This window comes from Limosilactobacillus vaginalis (assembly GCF_025311515.1).
Lineage (GTDB): Bacteria > Bacillota > Bacilli > Lactobacillales > Lactobacillaceae > Limosilactobacillus > Limosilactobacillus vaginalis.
Window position 1 is genome coordinate 824,286 of sequence record NZ_CP104399.1, and the last position, 17,935, is coordinate 842,220.

At 40.1% G+C, this 17,935-nt stretch carries 19 protein-coding genes; 13 read left to right on the forward strand and 6 right to left on the reverse strand.

Annotated elements, in window-relative coordinates; all coding sequences use genetic code 11:
* Positions 1 to 8 precede the first annotated feature (8 nt).
* From fni to mvk, 4 genes are all read right to left on the reverse strand, one after another.
* Positions 9 to 1,046, reverse strand: coding sequence for a type 2 isopentenyl-diphosphate Delta-isomerase (fni, locus tag N4627_RS04030; protein ID WP_040531112.1), 1,038 nt, complete (start codon positions 1,044 to 1,046; stop codon positions 9 to 11).
* Between the two features lie 111 nt (positions 1,047 to 1,157).
* Positions 1,158 to 2,270: a phosphomevalonate kinase gene (locus N4627_RS04035; protein ID WP_040531114.1), complete on the reverse strand. Its 1,113-nt coding sequence runs from the start codon at positions 2,268 to 2,270 to the stop codon at positions 1,158 to 1,160.
* A 25-nt stretch (positions 2,271 to 2,295) separates the two neighbouring features.
* Positions 2,296 to 3,267: a diphosphomevalonate decarboxylase gene (gene mvaD / locus N4627_RS04040; protein WP_003716957.1), complete on the reverse strand. Its 972-nt coding sequence runs from the start codon at positions 3,265 to 3,267 to the stop codon at positions 2,296 to 2,298.
* Positions 3,267 to 4,217, reverse strand: coding sequence for a mevalonate kinase (gene mvk, locus N4627_RS04045; RefSeq protein ID WP_260965044.1), 951 nt, complete (start codon positions 4,215 to 4,217; stop codon positions 3,267 to 3,269). Before mvk ends, mvaD begins: the two co-directional genes overlap by 1 nt.
* A gap of 141 nt (positions 4,218 to 4,358) precedes the next feature.
* Between mvk and N4627_RS04050 the strand changes: the two genes are divergently transcribed.
* The 9 genes from N4627_RS04050 (at position 4,359) to N4627_RS04090 (ending at position 13,899) form a co-directional block, all read left to right on the forward strand.
* A complete protein-coding gene (locus N4627_RS04050) occupies positions 4,359 to 7,241 on the forward strand; it encodes a helicase C-terminal domain-containing protein (protein WP_098044608.1) in 2,883 nt (960 codons plus the stop codon).
* 53 nt (positions 7,242 to 7,294) lie between these two features.
* Positions 7,295 to 7,813: a cell wall elongation regulator TseB-like domain-containing protein gene (locus tag N4627_RS04055; protein ID WP_003716960.1), complete on the forward strand. Its 519-nt coding sequence runs from the start codon at positions 7,295 to 7,297 to the stop codon at positions 7,811 to 7,813.
* Between the two features lie 77 nt (positions 7,814 to 7,890).
* Positions 7,891 to 8,610 carry a DnaD domain-containing protein gene (locus tag N4627_RS04060; RefSeq protein WP_040531117.1) on the forward strand — a complete coding sequence of 240 codons (720 nt, stop codon included), beginning with the start codon at positions 7,891 to 7,893 and terminating at the stop codon, positions 8,608 to 8,610.
* 22 nt (positions 8,611 to 8,632) lie between these two features.
* Positions 8,633 to 9,565 (forward strand): DMT family transporter, encoded by a 933-nt coding sequence (locus N4627_RS04065; protein ID WP_003716962.1) that lies wholly within the window; start codon positions 8,633 to 8,635, stop codon positions 9,563 to 9,565.
* 297 nt (positions 9,566 to 9,862) lie between these two features.
* Positions 9,863 to 10,879: a uroporphyrinogen decarboxylase family protein gene (locus tag N4627_RS04070; RefSeq protein ID WP_040531119.1), complete on the forward strand. Its 1,017-nt coding sequence runs from the start codon at positions 9,863 to 9,865 to the stop codon at positions 10,877 to 10,879.
* A 13-nt stretch (positions 10,880 to 10,892) separates the two neighbouring features.
* Complete coding sequence (locus N4627_RS04075) at positions 10,893 to 11,636, forward strand: amino acid ABC transporter ATP-binding protein (protein ID WP_003716964.1); 744 nt, start codon at positions 10,893 to 10,895, stop codon at positions 11,634 to 11,636.
* Positions 11,637 to 11,653: 17 nt separating this feature from the next.
* Positions 11,654 to 12,322: an amino acid ABC transporter permease gene (locus N4627_RS04080; protein ID WP_219721752.1), complete on the forward strand. Its 669-nt coding sequence runs from the start codon at positions 11,654 to 11,656 to the stop codon at positions 12,320 to 12,322.
* A gap of 15 nt (positions 12,323 to 12,337) precedes the next feature.
* The gene (locus N4627_RS04085) at positions 12,338 to 13,036 is read left to right on the forward strand and encodes an amino acid ABC transporter permease (RefSeq protein ID WP_003716966.1); all 699 of its coding nucleotides are present in this window, start codon (positions 12,338 to 12,340) and stop codon (positions 13,034 to 13,036) included.
* Between the two features lie 20 nt (positions 13,037 to 13,056).
* Complete coding sequence (locus N4627_RS04090; protein ID WP_098044605.1) at positions 13,057 to 13,899, forward strand: transporter substrate-binding domain-containing protein; 843 nt, start codon at positions 13,057 to 13,059, stop codon at positions 13,897 to 13,899.
* A 78-nt stretch (positions 13,900 to 13,977) separates the two neighbouring features.
* On the opposite strand, the gene N4627_RS04095 is transcribed toward N4627_RS04090, so the two are convergent.
* The gene (locus tag N4627_RS04095) at positions 13,978 to 14,934 is read right to left on the reverse strand and encodes an L-lactate dehydrogenase (protein ID WP_003716968.1); all 957 of its coding nucleotides are present in this window, start codon (positions 14,932 to 14,934) and stop codon (positions 13,978 to 13,980) included.
* Between the two features lie 147 nt (positions 14,935 to 15,081).
* A complete protein-coding gene (locus tag N4627_RS04100) occupies positions 15,082 to 15,261 on the reverse strand; it encodes a hypothetical protein (protein ID WP_040531125.1) in 180 nt (59 codons plus the stop codon).
* Between the two features lie 179 nt (positions 15,262 to 15,440).
* Here N4627_RS04100 and N4627_RS04105 point away from each other — a divergent pair, with 179 nt between their 5' ends.
* The 4 genes from N4627_RS04105 (at position 15,441) to N4627_RS04120 (ending at position 17,915) form a co-directional block, all read left to right on the forward strand.
* On the forward strand, positions 15,441 to 15,740 hold the full coding sequence (locus N4627_RS04105; RefSeq protein ID WP_003716970.1) for a hypothetical protein: 300 nt from the start codon (positions 15,441 to 15,443) through the stop codon (positions 15,738 to 15,740).
* Between the two features lie 62 nt (positions 15,741 to 15,802).
* Entirely contained in the window at positions 15,803 to 16,765 is a 963-nt protein-coding gene (gene prmA / locus N4627_RS04110; RefSeq protein ID WP_003716971.1) for a 50S ribosomal protein L11 methyltransferase, read from the forward strand.
* Positions 16,765 to 17,520 (forward strand): 16S rRNA (uracil(1498)-N(3))-methyltransferase, encoded by a 756-nt coding sequence (locus tag N4627_RS04115; RefSeq protein ID WP_003716972.1) that lies wholly within the window; start codon positions 16,765 to 16,767, stop codon positions 17,518 to 17,520. Before prmA ends, N4627_RS04115 begins: the two co-directional genes overlap by 1 nt.
* Positions 17,521 to 17,570: 50 nt before the next feature.
* On the forward strand, positions 17,571 to 17,915 hold the full coding sequence (locus N4627_RS04120) for a hypothetical protein (RefSeq protein WP_003716973.1): 345 nt from the start codon (positions 17,571 to 17,573) through the stop codon (positions 17,913 to 17,915).
* The last annotated feature ends 20 nt before the right edge of the window (positions 17,916 to 17,935 follow it).

Consider the following 17,935-nt stretch of genomic DNA (forward strand, 5'->3'; position numbering starts at 1 on the left):
CACCATCCTTAAATTAAATTGCGTTGTTGAGCATATTCGAATTCTTCACCATGTAAGACAAAATTAGTTGATGGTAGCTCGTTAAAGGATTTACAACCAAGAAGGGCGAGAAGTCGAGGAAGGGCTATTTGCCAACTAGTAAGTTCTTTATCAAGGGCATCAATTCCATCGCGAATAAGAATATTAAGAAAATAGCCGGCAACGCCAACAGCATTGGCTCCTAAGATTCCTGCCTTAATAACGTCTAGTGGGGAACAGATCCCGCCAGAAGCAATAATTTGGGTATCCTTAGTTCGTGCTTCCCGTGCTTCTAACATTGATTCTAGGGTTGTTTGTCCCCACTGGTCGAGAAAACTAAAATCTGCTGTATGGTTTCGTCGATCTTCAATGGCAGCAAAGTTAGTTCCTCCACGACCACTAACGTTAATTATGGAGACACCGATTGATTGCAGCTGGTTAATTGTTGAACTATCCATGCCAAAACCAACTTCCTTAACTATGACTGGAATATTAAGGTGGTTAACCAGAGATTCAATATTAGTTAGCCAATGAAAATCACGATCGCCGTCATCCATAATTAATTCTTGAGTAGTATTAATGTGGAGTTCAAGAGCATTGGCGCCTAGTAAGTCAATAACTGTTTTTGCCTGTTCGAGACTCGCTTTGGCGCTTAGGTTGGCAATAATAATTCCATCTGGATTAACGTCACGGACAATCTTAAAACTTTTTTTAGCGGCTGGATCATGAAAAATAATACTTGCTGAGCCAAGTGCCATTGCGAGGTGGTGCTTTTTAGCAACAGTTGCCAGTTCCTGGTTGATTTTAAGTGCATTCTGGCTGCCACCAGTCATTGCTTCAATAAAAAAGGGGAACGCGAGTCTTAAATTTCCACAGTTAGTAACGGGATTTACTTGATTAAGGCTAATTTCTGGAAGACTTTTATGAATGACCTGCATACTATTAAATGAATTAGTATGGACCTGGTTATAAAGCTTAGTTGCTAACGAAAGATGCTCATTTTTTCGTTGGGCATGACTTGATTCCATAGTTTCTCTCCTTAAATAAACTTTCTGAATTAATAACATTTAAAATTAACTAAAAGAGTGTGACCTTTGAATCATGATCGATCAATTATCACACTCTTTTATCATTAATTATTATTTTTTGATGAGGTGGTGTTTGATCTCACCCTTAACGTTTTCGATGAAGTGAACTGAAAGGGGTAGTTGTTCGATCTTATTTGCTGCCCATTTTTTTAATACTAACTTGAAGTTGCTATCACGATCAATAGCAACGATTCCGCAATCACCACCACCGGCACCGGATGTCTTTGCTGCCCCGCCAAAATCCTCAGCAATCTCGCAGAGTTTATTTAGGACGGGTGTCTCGATATGAACACCGGAATTCGTACCGAGTTGTTTTAATAGTTCCCGGTTATACCGGATCTCGTTTTTGATTGATTCTAAATCAGCATTGTGAAAGCCATCAACCATTCGCTGAATGCAGTGCTTGCTGTCCTCCAAAAACTGTCGGTATTCTTTTTGTTGCCGGGCTTTGAATAGGGAAATCTTATCAACTAATTGCGAGGTTGAGGCCGGCTTGCCTGTCCATCCAATGAGGAGTTGAAGGTTGCTTGGGGCCTTTAAGGATTCAATCTTGAGATCGGGCCATGGTAAATCAACGAGAGTTCTCAAATCAAGATATTTCCGCTGTTGAGCAAGCCATTGACGGTCAAATGAATGGTAGGCAATCCAACCGCCATAAACGGAGGCCGCCACATCTCCCAATGATCCGTTCCCTTGAACTTCAAAGTGAGCAATCGCTGCTAGTTTGAAAATCTCATCCTTAGTAACGGGCAGGTTATAGAAACGACAAAGGGCTTTTACCGTGGCAACCGTAACAGCAGCGGAAGAGCCAAGACCATATTTCTTTCCCGAGTCGCTATCTAGCTGACTATCAATATGTAGATCAAATATTCGCAATTCGCGAGCAAAACTCCGGGCATACTCTTCAGTTACCTTAATTGCGGATAAAATATAAGAGAACGGGTTATCACGATTATCAACAACCATTTGTTCTCCAAGACGATGCCACTGTAAAGCATTATTGTGGTATTGTCGACTAATGATTTTACCAACTTCTGCAGCACTTTCTTCAATTGAACAAGTGACGAATTGATCCAATGCTACTAGGATTGCCGGATAACCATTTTCCACAACAGCGTATTCACCAGCAATATAAAGTTTGCCGGGTGCTTTTTCAGTAATCAATTTTACATAACCTCTCAATCAAATCCTATTTATCGATAATTTCTACTCCTGGTCCAGGCTGTGAAATAATTAACCTTTCCTTGCCGAAAAGGTTCCCCAAATATTGAACAATTTTTTTGCGATCTTTTTGATCGTAAATCACCTTGACATTTGGACCAGCATCCATAGTATAGTAACAACTCACCCCTTGTGAACGCAAGTCATTAATTGCCTGAATTGCGTGGATCGTATCACCATTAAAATAGGTATACCCCGGATCAGCTGAAAGGGTCAAAGCGTGCATGCGAAGAGCATTTTCTTCAGCAATGTGACCGATCTGATCAATATCCTTGTTTGAGATGGCCTCCTTCATTGCTACCATGTCATGAGCAACAACTTTTCGCCAAGTAGGGTAATAAGGTGAAGACTCAACACTTGATTGCATTCCCTGGCGACTTGAAATCTTTTTCTTAGTGGTATTGATTAGGATTGCAATCATTTCAATTCCAAAATCGACTTTTTCCATAATCGGTTCAGCAAAGGAAGATTGATCATCGGTTCCCCGGTGCCACTCAACAAGGCCACCATAAATGGAGCGTGTAGCTGACCCCGAGCCGCGACGGGCAAGACGAGAAAGAGAGCGTCGGTCGAGATTCAGTCCGGCTGCCTTACTAGCCGCAGTTGCAAGAGCAGCAAATGCTGAAGCGGAAGACGCCAACCCTGCAGATACTGGTACATGGTTAGTGGAAATAACCTTGGCGTAATTGTGGTTGCCGCTAATTTGCCGAATATGATCGAGAAAGTCCTTAACCTTTTCGGCAGAATGGCCAGTGACCGGTTGACCATCAATTTCAATGTCATCAGCTGTCAGGTCGTCTCTGAATTCAACTCCTGTATCAGCATAGAATTCATTTAACGTTAGTGAAAGGCTATCCGTTTGCGGAATGATCAGCTTTTGATCCTTTTTACCCCAGTACTTAACTAACGCAATATTAGTGTGTGCACGTGCGGTGATCATTAATTTGTTTCCTCCGTATCCCCAAGTGGTTGTAACCATACTTGCTTGGCACCATTATCTTTTAAAATTCCTGCTAGTTTTCTGGCTCCAAGCGCGGTTCTGGTAATCGCAAACATGCAACCGCCACGGCCACCGCCTGTTATTTTAGCTCCTAATGCGCCATTATGGTTAGCAGCAGCGATTAATCTGTCCAAGTGTTCGTCACTAACATTTAATGCAGCCAGGTCATTTTGTGCGCTATTAAGTGCGATTCCAAGGCTCATTGCCTCATTATTACTCAAATAATCCTTAGCTAAATTAACCAGTTTTCCCAAATGATTAATATGGCTTAACGCTGTACTATGGTTAGTATCTAACTCATGTTTGACAGCAATGATTGCTTCCTTGGTGGCGCCCTTAATCCCTGTATCAGCAATGACCATTGTTGCCTGTAAGTTCATTTTTAGTGGTACACCTGCTTGTCCTTTGACAAAGTAGAGTGGTGATGTTGAGCTGACGGTTGCCGCGTCTAAACCGGAAGGACTTCGGTGGGTTACTTCTTCTTCAATATCAGCAAGTTGGAGCAATTGCTTGCGTTCAAGCCTTTCTTCATATAAATCAAAAAAAGCGCGAACGATAGCGACCGCTGTAGCTGCAGACGATCCCATACCACGTTCTGCCGGTAATTGGCTTTTAATTGTCATTATCCATTGATCACTTTCGCCATTAAAGCGTCGCATCAATGAAGAAATTAATCGTTGAACTCCTGCCATCTTTTCGGGAATTTGGTTTAGTGGTCCCTCAAAGTAACGGCTTTTAATTTGGTGGCCGCCCTTATTCGTTAACTTGATTATTGCCGTTAACGTAACATCCGGGAGCGGAAGGGCAATTGCTGGTTCGCCGTAGACCACGCTATGCTCGCCCATTAAAATTATTTTGGCATGACTGTGACCGATTCCTTGTTCTTTCACATCAAAACCTACTTTCTTCGTAAAATACCATTATTAATAATAGCGTAAAATTACTGATTTGCCAAAGAACAACGGTAATTGTTACTATAATTTAAAAAACGAATGGTGTATCATAAAAACAGAACTTTGATCGAATAAATAATGAAACATGGTGATAGTTTGTCAACAACGAAAAAACGTCGACAGAAAACAAAAAAGTCACGTGGACCAATATATTCGGTTGTTGATCTGGAAACGACCGGAACAAGCGTTAATCATGGTGACCGCATCATTCAGGTCGGCTGTGTACTTGTTCAAGATGGCGAGATTATTAATCATTTTGAAACAAAAATTAATCCGCGGGTAGCAGTTCCGCGGCACATTACTCAATTAACGGGAATTAAAAATAATGATGTACGGAATGCACCGTTATTTGAAGATATTGCTGGGACACTATACAGTCTCCTTAGTGGGACTATTTTTGTAGCGCATAATGTCAATTTTGATTTTCCGTTTTTAAATGCTGAGTTGGAGCGTGCTGGTTACCCTTCGTTATCAATAAAGGCTATTGATACAGTAACGCTAAGCCAAATACTAATGCCGACTGTAAAAAGCTACCGTTTGCGAGATCTGACAAGTTCATTGTCAATTGAACACGATCATCCTCACAGTGCGGTTTCTGATGCAGAAGCAACTGCTCATTTACTAGTAGACTTAATGAAGCAGTTACGAGAATTGCCGACACTAACCCTTGAAAAGCTTGTTGAACTTAAATTGAACCTGCCTCAACAAACGACAATGGTTTTGGAACAGGAGTTAGAGCGACGAGTTGCTAATCCGTTGCCATTAGATGATAGTCTATACGTTAGTCACGGCATTGTTCTCCACAAGGTTCGTCCAGCAACCAGTTTAGGAGAAGTAACCAATGTCCGTTATCCATCGACTAAACGGGCGAAGATAAAGCTGTATGGTGATTCACTGGAATTTCGTCCTACTCAATCAAAGATGATGAATAGTATTTATAATAACTATACTCATGATGAACCCAAATCAATGATTGTGGAAGCCGGAACAGGAACGGGGAAGACATTAGGGTACCTTCTTCCCTTAGCCTATGCAGCGTATCCAGATAAAAAAATTGTTATCAGTACGGCAACTAACCTTTTGCAACAACAAATAGCGCAACGAACAATGAAGCAGTTAAACCACCTCCTGCCATTCGAATTAAATGGGGTAGTAATTAAGGGAAATTCTCATTACCTGGATCTGGCGAAGTTCGTCCATTCATTAAGTATCGTTGAAGATTCTGATTATATTCAGTTGATTAAGGCGAAAATTCTTGTTTGGCTGCTAAAAACTACCAGTGGCGATCTTGACGAATTGAACCTAAACGCGCAACGTTCACCGTATTTTGCTGAAATTCGTCACCAAGGTGTTAAAACCTTGCGCGAAGATAATGAGTTTTATAACGATGACTTTTTAATTCGCCGGCAAAAGCAACTGCATACTGCTAATGTAATTATTACTAACCATGCCTACCTGGTTGCTCATGCGCAAGAATTAGGGGATGGTACTAGACGACCGTACCTAGTGGTTGATGAGGCTCAGCACTTAAGTGAAAGCATCCTTCGTCGTTCACGACAGACGCTTGATTTTCAAAGTATCAGAACTGCGATTCATGTGTTGGAGAACTTAGTTAGTGATAATCAGGAGCGAAACCTTGCAAATATATTTGAAGAGCATGCGCTAGGGACATACAACGTCGAACTGCTAAGGGACGATTTACGGTCGCTTAGTGAGGCCACGGATGCTTTTCAGCAGGCATTATACCGTCAATTTATGCTTAATGTTCAAGGTAATAATAGTAATGAGTTAATTGAGCAACCGTTAGATAATCAGCAACTATTTTCACTATTAACGCCAAGTAATAAGCCCATTATGCAGCTTGAGCAGGCATTAGCAAGCGTGCAGTTTCATTTTATGGCTCTTCGACACCTTTTTGAACAGCAGGCCGACCGGTGGTTATTTAGCGATCGGTACTTAATGAGCCAGTTCCAGAGCCAGTGGATGGTTCTTGCTGATGCTGACAATAAGCTTCACCAATTTATTGAAACCCTTGAGGAACGTGGTGAAGCTGCTGCTTTTTGGCTCACTGTTCAGCAGTCTGCTGAGCATAGTTCAATGCGACTTAGTGGTGGCCTTCTGGCTGTTAATCACTTCTTAACAGAGAACGTTTATCCATATTTTGCCCAACCATTATTTGTCGGGGCAACGCTGTTTACCTCCAGTCGTTCTAACCACTTGTATGAACAGTTAGATTTAGAAAAAGACCGGACATTGCAAAAGCGCTTTGCTTCACCATTTAACTATGCGGAGCGAGCAGAGTTGCTGGTTGCTAAGGATGCACCGATTCCCAACCAAACTAATAATGAGGAATATACTCGTTATTTAGCGCAGACAATTTATCAATTATGTAAAAATAACCAATGTCAAACAATGATCCTCTTCAATTCGCTAGTAACAATTGAGCAGGTTTATAGTCAGCTTAAAGAAACCGACTTATTTGATCAGCGGGATATTTTGGCGCAAGGGATTACTGGACGCCGGGAAAAACTATTAAAGCAGTTTGCAAGCGGAACAAGTTCGATCTTGTTAGGTGCATCTAGTTTTTGGGAGGGAATTGACCTTCCTAAATCATCCTTGGAACTACTGATTATAACCCGGTTGCCTTTTGATTCTCCAAACGAAATCATGACGCGGGCACATAATAATTTGCTAAAACGTGAAGGGAAGAATCCGTTCTATCACGCAGCTCTTCCTAAGGCAACCATGAGACTTCAGCAGGGAATTGGTCGATTATTACGGACACCAAATGATTTTGGAGTAGGGGTTATCCTTGATTCACGAATTAGCACTCGGCGTTACGGAAGTTCAATGCTCAAAAACCTTCCTAAAGACTTGCCGATAAAGGAATTACCAACTACCGAGCTGGTGGAAAGTGCCAAAAAATTTTTAAAAAAGTACCGGACAAATAACGAAAAGTAAGAATTTCTGGTATAATTTCTAAGATTAATAATTTTTTAAAGAGGGGAAGTTACATGCAAAGTCGTCGTGAGGTCCAGCGTGATAAGCAACATCGTTCTACTGGACAAACGATTCGTAATCTTTTGATTGTCATTGTTGCAATTATCGTTATTGTGGGGATCTTTTACCTTATCAGTAACCAGCCACGTTCGGCAGCCAGACGACAAACCGTTTCAATTGCAAAGAAGTATGCCCACCTCAAGGATCCAGGGAGTTTCTATATTTATAATCGGGAGAATACTTATTACACCATTGCCGGAAGGAACAATCAAAATCAACCGATTTTAGTGGTTGTTCCTCAGCATGGTGGCAGTGTTCGGGTATTAAAACAGAGTAGTGGCTTAACAGCACAGCAGGTAATCCAGCAAGTGCGGCAGAATCATCATCCGCAAAAAGTGTTAAAAGCTGCTCCAGGAGTCTTTAATGATAAAGTAGTTTGGGAAGTTACTTACCGTAACCAAAAAGGACAACTATGCTATGACCTGATTAATTTCAAAACAGGTAAGGTTGTTCAGACAATTAATAATTTGTAGCTCATGAAGATAGGGGGACGATTCATTGTCGTTACGCCCTTATCTTTTTTGGTTAATTTTTGTTAAGGGGGTTCATGATGACAGAAGCTAATTCACTAGTCCAATACCTTAAAGCCGGAGAAACTTCCATTAGTAATATTCTCCTCCATCATTACCATGAATTGGGGATGTCAACGGCTCAATTGGTTGTTTACCTTGAATTTAAGTCTTATCTTGATCGGGGTGTGCTTGATCCTGATATTCGTCAAATTGCCCAGCACTTACAAACGGACGAAAATCAAGTGTTTGATCTTCTTCACCAAATGATGAGCAATAAACTAGTAGTTCAGCAGATGCGGAAGTTAGATGATGGTAAGGAAGATGCCTTTTGGGATTTCACACCACTGATAAATAAGCTTAGTACGTTTAACGAACAGGAAGCTACTGAGCAGGTTAATACAAATACTGGAAATCAGCGAAAAGAAACGTTCAATAAAATTGAGGCAGAAGTTGGTCGGCCATTGTCGCCAATGGAAATGCAAATTGTCAATGATTGGATTGATCGTGATCATTATAAAGCCGCAATTATTGATCTTGCATTAAGACAGGCGGTAATGAATAATGCACTAAGTCTCCAGTATATGGACCGGATTTTAAGAAACTGGTCCAGGCAAGGTCTGAAGTCGGTTCATGATGTTCAGGAGCATGAACGTCAATTTGAAGAACGAAAAGCAAATTATTCACACCAGGATGCCAGAAAAATTCAGGGTCCTAAGATTCCAATTTTTAACCTTAACTCGCAAACAAAAAAGAATTAATTTACAGGAAGAAGGGTGCTTTATGGCGCAAAAAACAAATAATCCGGTAATGAAAGGGATTATCATTGCTGCAGCTGCATCAGTAATGTGGGGGATTTCAGGAACGACACTTCAACTGATCTCCCAAAACCTTGCAATCCCGGCAGCATGGATGCTCTCTATCCGAACATTTTCTGCAGGAATTATTTTACTTGTAATTAGTGGGATTATGTACGGCAAAAAAACCTTCAATGTTTTTAAACGTCGTGATACGACTATTTCTGTTATTTCCTATGCTGTTTTTGGATTGATGGCTAACCTATTGACCTTTTACTATGCTATTCAAAAGGGAAATGCTTCAGCAGCAACGATTCTACAATATTTGTCACCGTTATTTATTGTCCTTGGCGGCGTGGTATTTAAACGTCAACATCCATTTAGAAGCGACTTGCTTGCATTTGCTTTAGCCCTTTTAGGGGTTTTCTTTGCCTTAACTAAGGGAAACTTTACCCAGTTGGATATTCCGCTTGATTCACTATTGTGGGGCCTTGGTTCAGGAATTACGGCAGCATTATATGTTGTTTTGCCTCAAAAAGCCGCTGATTCTAACCCACCGATTGTCGTGTTAGGTTGGGGAACCATTATCGCAAGTATTCTGTTTAACATTTATCGGCCATTTTGGGTTAATCCGCCACAAATTAGCGGTGAGTTGGTCGCAGCAGTTGCAACCGTTGTGCTTTTTGGGACAATTTTGCCATTTAGCTTATTAATGGTTGCTACCCGTTATGCTCCTTCCGATGTTGTCAGCATTATGGATGCTTTACAGCCGATTACCACTTCGTTATTAAGTGTGCTCTTCTTTAATCTTCACTTAACCCTAATTGAAATAATTGGAATTGCTCTTGTTATTATTGCGGTTTACATTCTACAAGATGGTCGGCGAAAAGCACTTACTGAAAAAGACTTACACTATTAAATTAAAATAATCTGAGAAAATTAGAATTTACTGTTGACAAAAAGTAAGGTAACCGGTATATTAAGGTCATTAATTATTAGAAAGGAGCAGGGCTCATGTTAGTTAACCGTTTATTTAATTGTTGTCAAACTTCAAAAATTAATGGACATTCTGACATGAGTTCAGTTGGCCATTCTTTTTGAGGTTGATTAAATCTTAAAATGAGCGGCTACTCCGAAATAAGTGGTCAAAGCTACTAATCATGTCAGTGATTAGTAGCTTTTTTTGTGCACTGAATTAGAGAAAAGAGTGATGATAATGACATTGGCACGTGAAGAAGTAATTGCGGCTTTAAATAATCAAGAAACTGGTAAAATCCCAATTTCTTTTTGGCGCCATTTTGCGGTAGATGAGTTTACGAATGTCTTTCAAGAGCCAGCAGTCCTCCAAACAAACTTGGGAGGTCACCAAAAATACTACAATGCTGTAGATGTTGATTTTGCTAAAACGATGTTAGATGGCTATTTTGCTTACCCATTTCGTGGGGTTGATGATCCACGGAGTTTAACTAATCTTCAAAGACTTCGGCCGCTGAACCAGGACGATCCGTGGATTACCGGTCAAGTTGAACTTGCTCAACAACAACAGCAGATTGCTGGGAAACGGCCAACTTTTATTACGATGTTTTCCCCAATGCTGCTTTTTAAGTGGGCGTTAATTAAGCATTATGCAGAGCCACTTTTATTAGCCGATCAACGATTCACAGATCTTTATGAACAAGATCCATCGCTAGTTTTTCAGGTCTTAGAAGTAATTGCTGACGATCAAATCAAAGTTGTCCAGGCAATAATGGCTAACACTACAGTCGATGGGATTTATTACAGTACGCAGTCAATTCAGGATTCACGTTTACGTGATGACACCCAATTCTTTAAGCAAGTAATGGAGCCGATTGATCTTAAGGTTCAAGAAGGAATTAACCAAGTGTCACGATTGAATATTCTTCATATCTGCGGATTTGATGGTGCAACTAATCATCTTGAATGGTTCACTAATTATCCGTTGCAAGTTGTTAATTGGGCAACGGGAATTGATGGTTATTCGCTAGGTGAGGGGAAAAAGCTGTTTGGTGATCGGCCAGTAATGGGTGGCTTTGATAATAGTACAACCGGAATTCTCTATCGCGGAACTAAGGAGCAAATTCAAACAGAAGTCAAAAGGCTAATTGATGAAGCCGGTCACCGGGGGATTATTTTGGGAGCTGACTGCACGGTTCCCCGTGATATTTCTTATGAACGGTTAAATTGGGCGATTGAAGCGGCTCACCAGGGCTAGGAGGTTATCGGGAATGTTATTGAAAATAACGGATTTGAAAAAACAATTTAATGGTCAACAAATTTTAAATGGGATTGACCTTTCAATTAACAAGGGCGAAGTAGTGGTTATTATCGGTCCCTCTGGTTCAGGAAAGACAACCCTATTGAGAAACTTAAATTTCCTCGAACAAGCTGATAGTGGCTTGATGGAATTTGCTGGAGAAAAAATTAACCTGGCTCAAGCGACTAAGTCAGAAATTCAGATGGTTCGACGAAAAACAGCAATGGTATTTCAAAACTATAACCTGTTTAAGAATAAAACTGCCCAAGAAAATATTGCCGAGGGTTTGATTTATGGTCATGGTGAAAATGCTAAAACGGCAAACCAAAAAGCAGTTCAAGCATTGAAGAATCTGGGGTTGGACAAACGAAAAGATTATTATCCTTCGCAACTATCAGGTGGTCAACAGCAAAGAATCGGAATTGCTCGGGCAACAGTTCTTAATCCAGAAATTATATTATTCGATGAACCAACCAGTGCTCTTGATCCCGAGTTAGTAGGAACTGTCTTAAAAGATATTCAGCAGTTAGCTGAACAAGGGCAAACGATGATTGTTGTTACCCATCAGATGTGGTTTGCGCGGAACGTTGCAAGTCGAGTGTTGTTCTTTGCTGATGGTGAGATCATCGAGTCAGGGACGCCTGTGCAAATCTTTGAACATCCACAGAAACAAAGAACTAAACAATTCTTAAATGCATTGGCAGATAACTATTAGGAATGGGAGGTAGATCAATGAATAGTCAGAAGATTATTGGGATTATTTGGCGAGGCTTTCCGAACACGATTGAATTACTAATCTTTTCCTTTATCTTTGCAACTCTTTTGGGATTGCTCTTAACTTGGGTTGGGTTGCGTAAAAATAGGTTAGCTCAAGGAATTGCAACAGTATACCTGAATCTGGTTCGAGGAACACCACCGTTGCTAATGTTGTTACTTGCTTATTATGGGTTACCGGTTTTGTTGAAAGCAATCGGGATCAATATTGATCATTGGACAAGGTTAATGTTTGGAATTCTTGGGCTCTCCTTAGGGTGGAGTGGTTATTTAGCGGAAGCGTTTCGGTCAGCCTACCTCTCAGTCGATACGGGTCAAATTGAAGCTGCTCGTTCTGTAGGAATGAAGGATCAGACCACCTTTAGGCAAATTATCTTGCCTCAAGCGGCAATGCTTGCTTTGCCTAATATTGAAAATTTGGTAGTGGGGCTGGTTAAGGCAACTTCATTAGTTTATGTTATTGGTTTATATGACATGTATAATCAGGCATCTAATCTTTCAAACCAAACTGCCGGCTTACACCAGTTGCAAATATTTATTCTTTTGGCTTTGAGCTATTGGGGATTGGTATTAGTAATTGAAGTCTTATTTCGTCTTATCAGACGGCGTTACCAGTGGCTAGCTTAGGAAGGATGTGATTATGTGTTTGATTTGAATTTCGCGAAGGATTCGTTTAACCAAATTCTGGCAGCCACACCACTAACGCTAATTGTAGCTTTAGTTGCAACTATTATTGGATTAGGTCTAGCGATTCTAGTAGTAATTGCCAGAGAAAAGCGAATCCCGGTCCTTTCTCAGTTTTTAGCGATACTAGTATCGTTTATTCGGGGGACACCAATTTTAGTTCAACTATATGTTGTTTATTATGGACTACCTCAATTGTTAGTGTTGATGAATGAATGGGGCTGGAACACGAATCCTAATGGCCTGCCAGCAATCATCATTGCCTTTTCTGCTTACGGCTTAAATGCGATGGCTAACTTGTCGGAGAGCATTCGAGCAGCTTACCATTCGGTTGATTTTGGACAATATGAGGCCGCGTTATCAATTGGAATGACGCCTTTTCGGGCAATGACTCAAATTGTAATTCCCCAGTTAATTATTAATTTGATTCCTAATTTTACGAACATTTTTTTAGATTTAATCAAGGACACAGCGCTGATTTACAATATTGGCTTAGTCGAGATCATGGGGCAGGCAAATATTGTTTCATCAATTGGGTTTAAGTACCTGGAAACTTACACTGATGCATTAATTATTTACATTATTATTTGCTGGATCTTTGCTCAATTATTTAGGTTGGTTGAAGGAAAACTACGGCAACGCTATTTCGTTGTATAGGGAAAGAGAGGTTATTTATTATGAAGATTTCAAAGTTATTTACAAAGTTAGCGGTGATTGGTTTAGTTAGTACTGGTGCAGTTAGTTCAGCAACAGCAGTTCATGCGACAACAACGGTTAATGTTGCTGCACCAAATGGTAATCCGGCATATATTGTTAATACTGATAACGGACCTGAGGGATATTACGGTGAACTAATCAAAAAAATTGATCAGGACTTACCTCAATATAAGTTTAAGACTACGTTCACATCCCAAAACGCGGTCTTTTCAGGATTGCAAAGTAGTAAGTATGACGTTGCCTTAAATAATTCTTGGTACAACAAGCAGCGTTTCCAGACATATTATCATACACGGGCAGTCGGGCTTGACGACTTACGCCTGGTTTATAATAAGAGTGGAAAGAAAGCTAGCTCATTAGATGATGTTGCTAAGAAGAATTTAAAGTTAGTTCCCGTTTCAACTGATGATGCCCGTTATAGTGTTTTAGAAGACTATAATAAATCACATAGTAAAAAGGTGAACTTGAAAGCAATTGGTGACCAATCTTCAGCTGATGCGTTAGCTCAAGTGGCTAATGGTAAATATGACGTTGCACTATACCCATACGCTGCCTATAAACAGGTTGCTAATTCCAAAAATGGAAAGAAATTGACAGTTTCAAAATCAATTGATCAGCGGTCAGCATACTTGCTCTTACATAAGGATGCAAAGAATAAAAAATTAACGCGGGCACTGAATAAGGAAATTAAAAAGTTATATGATAATGGTTATTTGGAAAAACTGACAAAAAAGTATCTCTATGAGAATACCTTCGCTTTACCAGGCGCTAAGAAGAACTATAATGCTGAATTTAATAAGTAATAAACAAAAAGACTAGGAAGAAATTAGATTCTTCCTAGTCTTCTTTGATCATTGATCATTTATATTGATAAGTGAAAATTAATTGTTTTGGAGCTTAGCCATACCGTCCTTAGCAACCTTTTCAAGGGCAGCAGCAGAAGCATCCATAGCCTTCTTTTCACGGTCATCCAAAGGAACTTCGATAACCTTGTCAATACCGGATGCGCTGATAACAGCAGGAGTACCGATGTAAAGATCATTAATTCCGTATTCGCCGTCCATTGGGGCACCAACTGGTAATACAGCGTGTTCGTCACGTAAGATAGCACGAGTAATCCGCATCAAGCAGGTAGCAACACCGTAGAAGGTAGCGCCCTTACGGTTAATGATTTCGTAAGCCTTGTTACGAACATCATCTTCGATCTTAAGTAATTGATCCATTGAAACATTGTTTTCCTTAGCAATGTCAAGAAGTGGCTTACCACCGATAGTTGCACTTGAGTAAGCAGCAAATTCGGAGTCACCGTGTTCAGCAAGAATGTTTGCTGAAACATCGCGTGGGTCAACATCGAACAACTTAGCCAAAGCAATACGAAGACGTGATGAATCAAGTGAAGTACCTGAACCAATAACCTTGTTCTTTGGGAAGCCAGAAAGCTTTTGAACAGCGTAAGTTAAAATGTCAACTGGGTTAGCAGCAATCAAGAAGATACCGTTAAAGCCAGACTTAACAATTGGTTCAACAACTGACTTCATGATCTTCAAGTTCTTGTCAACTAATTGAAGACGAGTTTCACCAGGCTTTTGTGGTGCACCAGCAGTGATAACAACCAGGTCAGCATCCTTGCAAGTGTCGTAATCAGCAGAGTAAATTTGCTTTGGTGCAGTGAAGACAGTAGCATCTTCAAGATCCAAAGCGTCACCTTCAGTACGCTTCTTAACAAGATCAACGATAGCTAATTCTTCAGCCAAACCTTGTTGTACTAATGCGTAAGCGTAACTTGAACCTACAGCACCGTCACCAACAAGAACAACTTTTTGATGATTCTTAGACATAATTAAACAGTCTCCCTTTCATCCAGTAAATATGCTATTTGAGATTTCTCTCACATGACTAATTATAACATTCCTTGTGAAAAAAGCTATTAAATTCGGAATTATTGTCATTTTTTATGAAAAGTAGCTAATAATTGCTAGTTTTGCTTATGATTGGAGACCGCTAACTAACATAATAAAAAGTGCAATTACGATTGCAGGAATCAGTAAGACATGAAAAATGAAGCCGATCGCGAAAATTAAAAAGAGCAGTCCGAGAACTTTGAGGGTAAAAACACCTAATTTCCACATGATCCATAAAACTAATAATGTGATCAAAATTCCCAACTTCACTAACCTCCTAAGCTAAATAGTGAAGGAATTATATCATTTTTTAAATTGAAAAGATTAATTCACGTTAACATTTTGCACAATCTTAACCATGTGATAAAATGAAACATATGTTAATGAATTGATTATATAAAAAGGAGGAGGTGATTACCGTGTTGAATCAAACGAAGCGTTTTATGCGTGATAATGACTTAATGTATAAGAAAGAATATATTCGGCCAATGATGACGCCGCAGCATGTATATGTCTTTCGATTTGGGAAGCATCGATTGAACAATCGGGTAATCATTCGTTACTCCCATACATGGACGGGGCGACTAAGGATTAATGAGATTGATGTTCGCCTGCACCACCAGCATCATCCACGGATTTTTCGGACTGAAGCTGACTTGATTGAATATTTAAAGAGTCACTTTGCCCAAAAAGATGATGAGGAGAATCCATCGCAGCCTGTTAATTTTGGGAATGAAAAATAGGTGAGTGATATTACTGTGACCATCATATTGGTGGTCATTTTTTATTTAAAGAGGAGAATAATATGGATTGGACAGCAGTAAAAGTAATTACTTCCAGTGAAGCAGTTGAAGCAGTTAGTTATATTTTAACTAACGAAGGAGCAGTTGGGGTTCAAATTGATGATGCGAAAGATTTCGCAAATTTAAAGCCTGGTCGTTATGGGAAATACGGAGAAATCATTGATCTGCAGGAGATCCCCCACCGGAAAAATGGGGCTGCAGTTACCGGATACTTTCCGCGAAATGTCTTTGTTCCTGAACTTATCTCAACAATTAAAGGGCGGGTTGCAAAGTTAAAGGATTACCAACTTGATCCTGGAGCAGGCCTTGTTGTTTCAGAAGCAGTCAATAATAAGGATTGGGCAACCGTTTGGCAAAAATACTACCACCCATTGCGAGTAACCAGCCAATTAACAATTGTTCCTCAATGGGAAGACTATCAACCAAGTTCTGCTAATGAGAAATTAATCTTTTTGGATCCAGGGATGGCCTTTGGAACAGGAACTCACCCAACGACGCGCTTAATGATTGAAGCACTTGAAATTGTTGCTCGTGGTGGTGAATCAATGATTGATGTTGGTACAGGTTCTGGAGTCTTAAGTATTGCAGCCAAACAGCTAGGGGTAGGCCAAGTAGCTGCTTATGATATCGATGAGGTTGCTGTTCGATCCGCAAAGAAGAATATCGACTTAAATCCGGTTGCTGCTGACGTTAAAGTTGGTGTTAATAGCCTGCTTGATGGGATTCATACCCAGGTGGACCTAATCGTTGCAAATATTTTGGCTGAAATAATTGTTCCATTAATCCCTCAGGCGTTTGAAAATTTAAAACCAGGTGGTCGGTTCCTTGTTTCCGGAATTATTAAGGATAAGGCAGACTTAGTTGAACGGGAATTAAAGGGCCACCACTTTGTTATTGACCAGAAGTTACGAATGAAAGATTGGTATGGAATGATTGCTCATAAAGCAGTAGAGGGTCAGGAATAATGCAACGTTATTTTATAGATCAAAGTAAAACAGCAGGTAAAGTTATCCTTCCAGAAGAAGTTGCCCACCACCTTGTGACAGTTCTTCGAGCAGCCGTTGGAACCAAGTTTGAATTAGTAATGGCGGATCATCAGGCTTATCTTGCTGAGCTGATTTCGATAACTCCAGGCAATGTCATAGCCAAATTGATCGAGAACCTTGGTAAAGATAGTGAACTCCCAGTGAAAACGATTCTTGCTTGTGGCTTACCTAAGACTAAGGAAAAACCTGAGCTGATTGTTCAAAAGGGGACGGAACTTGGTGCCGATAAGATCGTCTTTTTTGAGGCTGAACGTTCGATTAGTCACTGGAATAGCCAAAAGCAACCACGGAAAATTGCCCGCTTGCAGAAAATTGCTGACGCTGCGGCTGAGCAATCACACCGAAATGTTAAGCCACAGATTGAATATTGCCCTTCATTAAAACAGCTCCTTGCTAATTATCCTGCAACGATTCGTTTAGTTGCCTGGGAAGAGTCGGCAAAGGAGGGAGAGAGCAGTCGTTTGTTTCAAGCGCTGGCTAAGTTACAAACAGGAGATTCCATTCTTGCCATATTTGGTCCAGAAGGTGGATTGAGTTCGGCAGAAGTTACTATAATGGAAGAAAACGGGATCATCCCGGTTGGCTTTGGACCACGAATTCTACGAACGGAAACGGCTCCTTTATATTTTTTGGCAACCGTCTCATTTGTTACTGAATTATCGAAGAATAATTAATAGATTGTGGTACAATTATTTTCATCATATTATGTATAGGAAGTTAGGTTATGGATTGGCTAAAAAAAGTTGAAAGTAACAAAAGCATTGCTGTATGGGGATTCGGGATCCTTTTTGGAATTATTCTTCCATTATTTAGCGATAAATTTCGGTTAATTCACCGTGTATGGATGGTTGGTTTTTTCCTGTTCTTGGTTAATATGCTTTTTAGTATTTGGCTCGGTCAATATATAAAGAGGAGTGGTTTAAAATGGTGGAACTTATTGGTATTTCCAGTCTTATACCTCCTTGTTTCATACGTATTTATGCCAAAGTATACTGTTTATTTTGCTCTATTCTATTTAGGAGTTACTTACCTAGCTTGGTCGATTAGTTCACAAAGCCAACCAAAGTAGTTTAGATTGGAGGGTGGCAC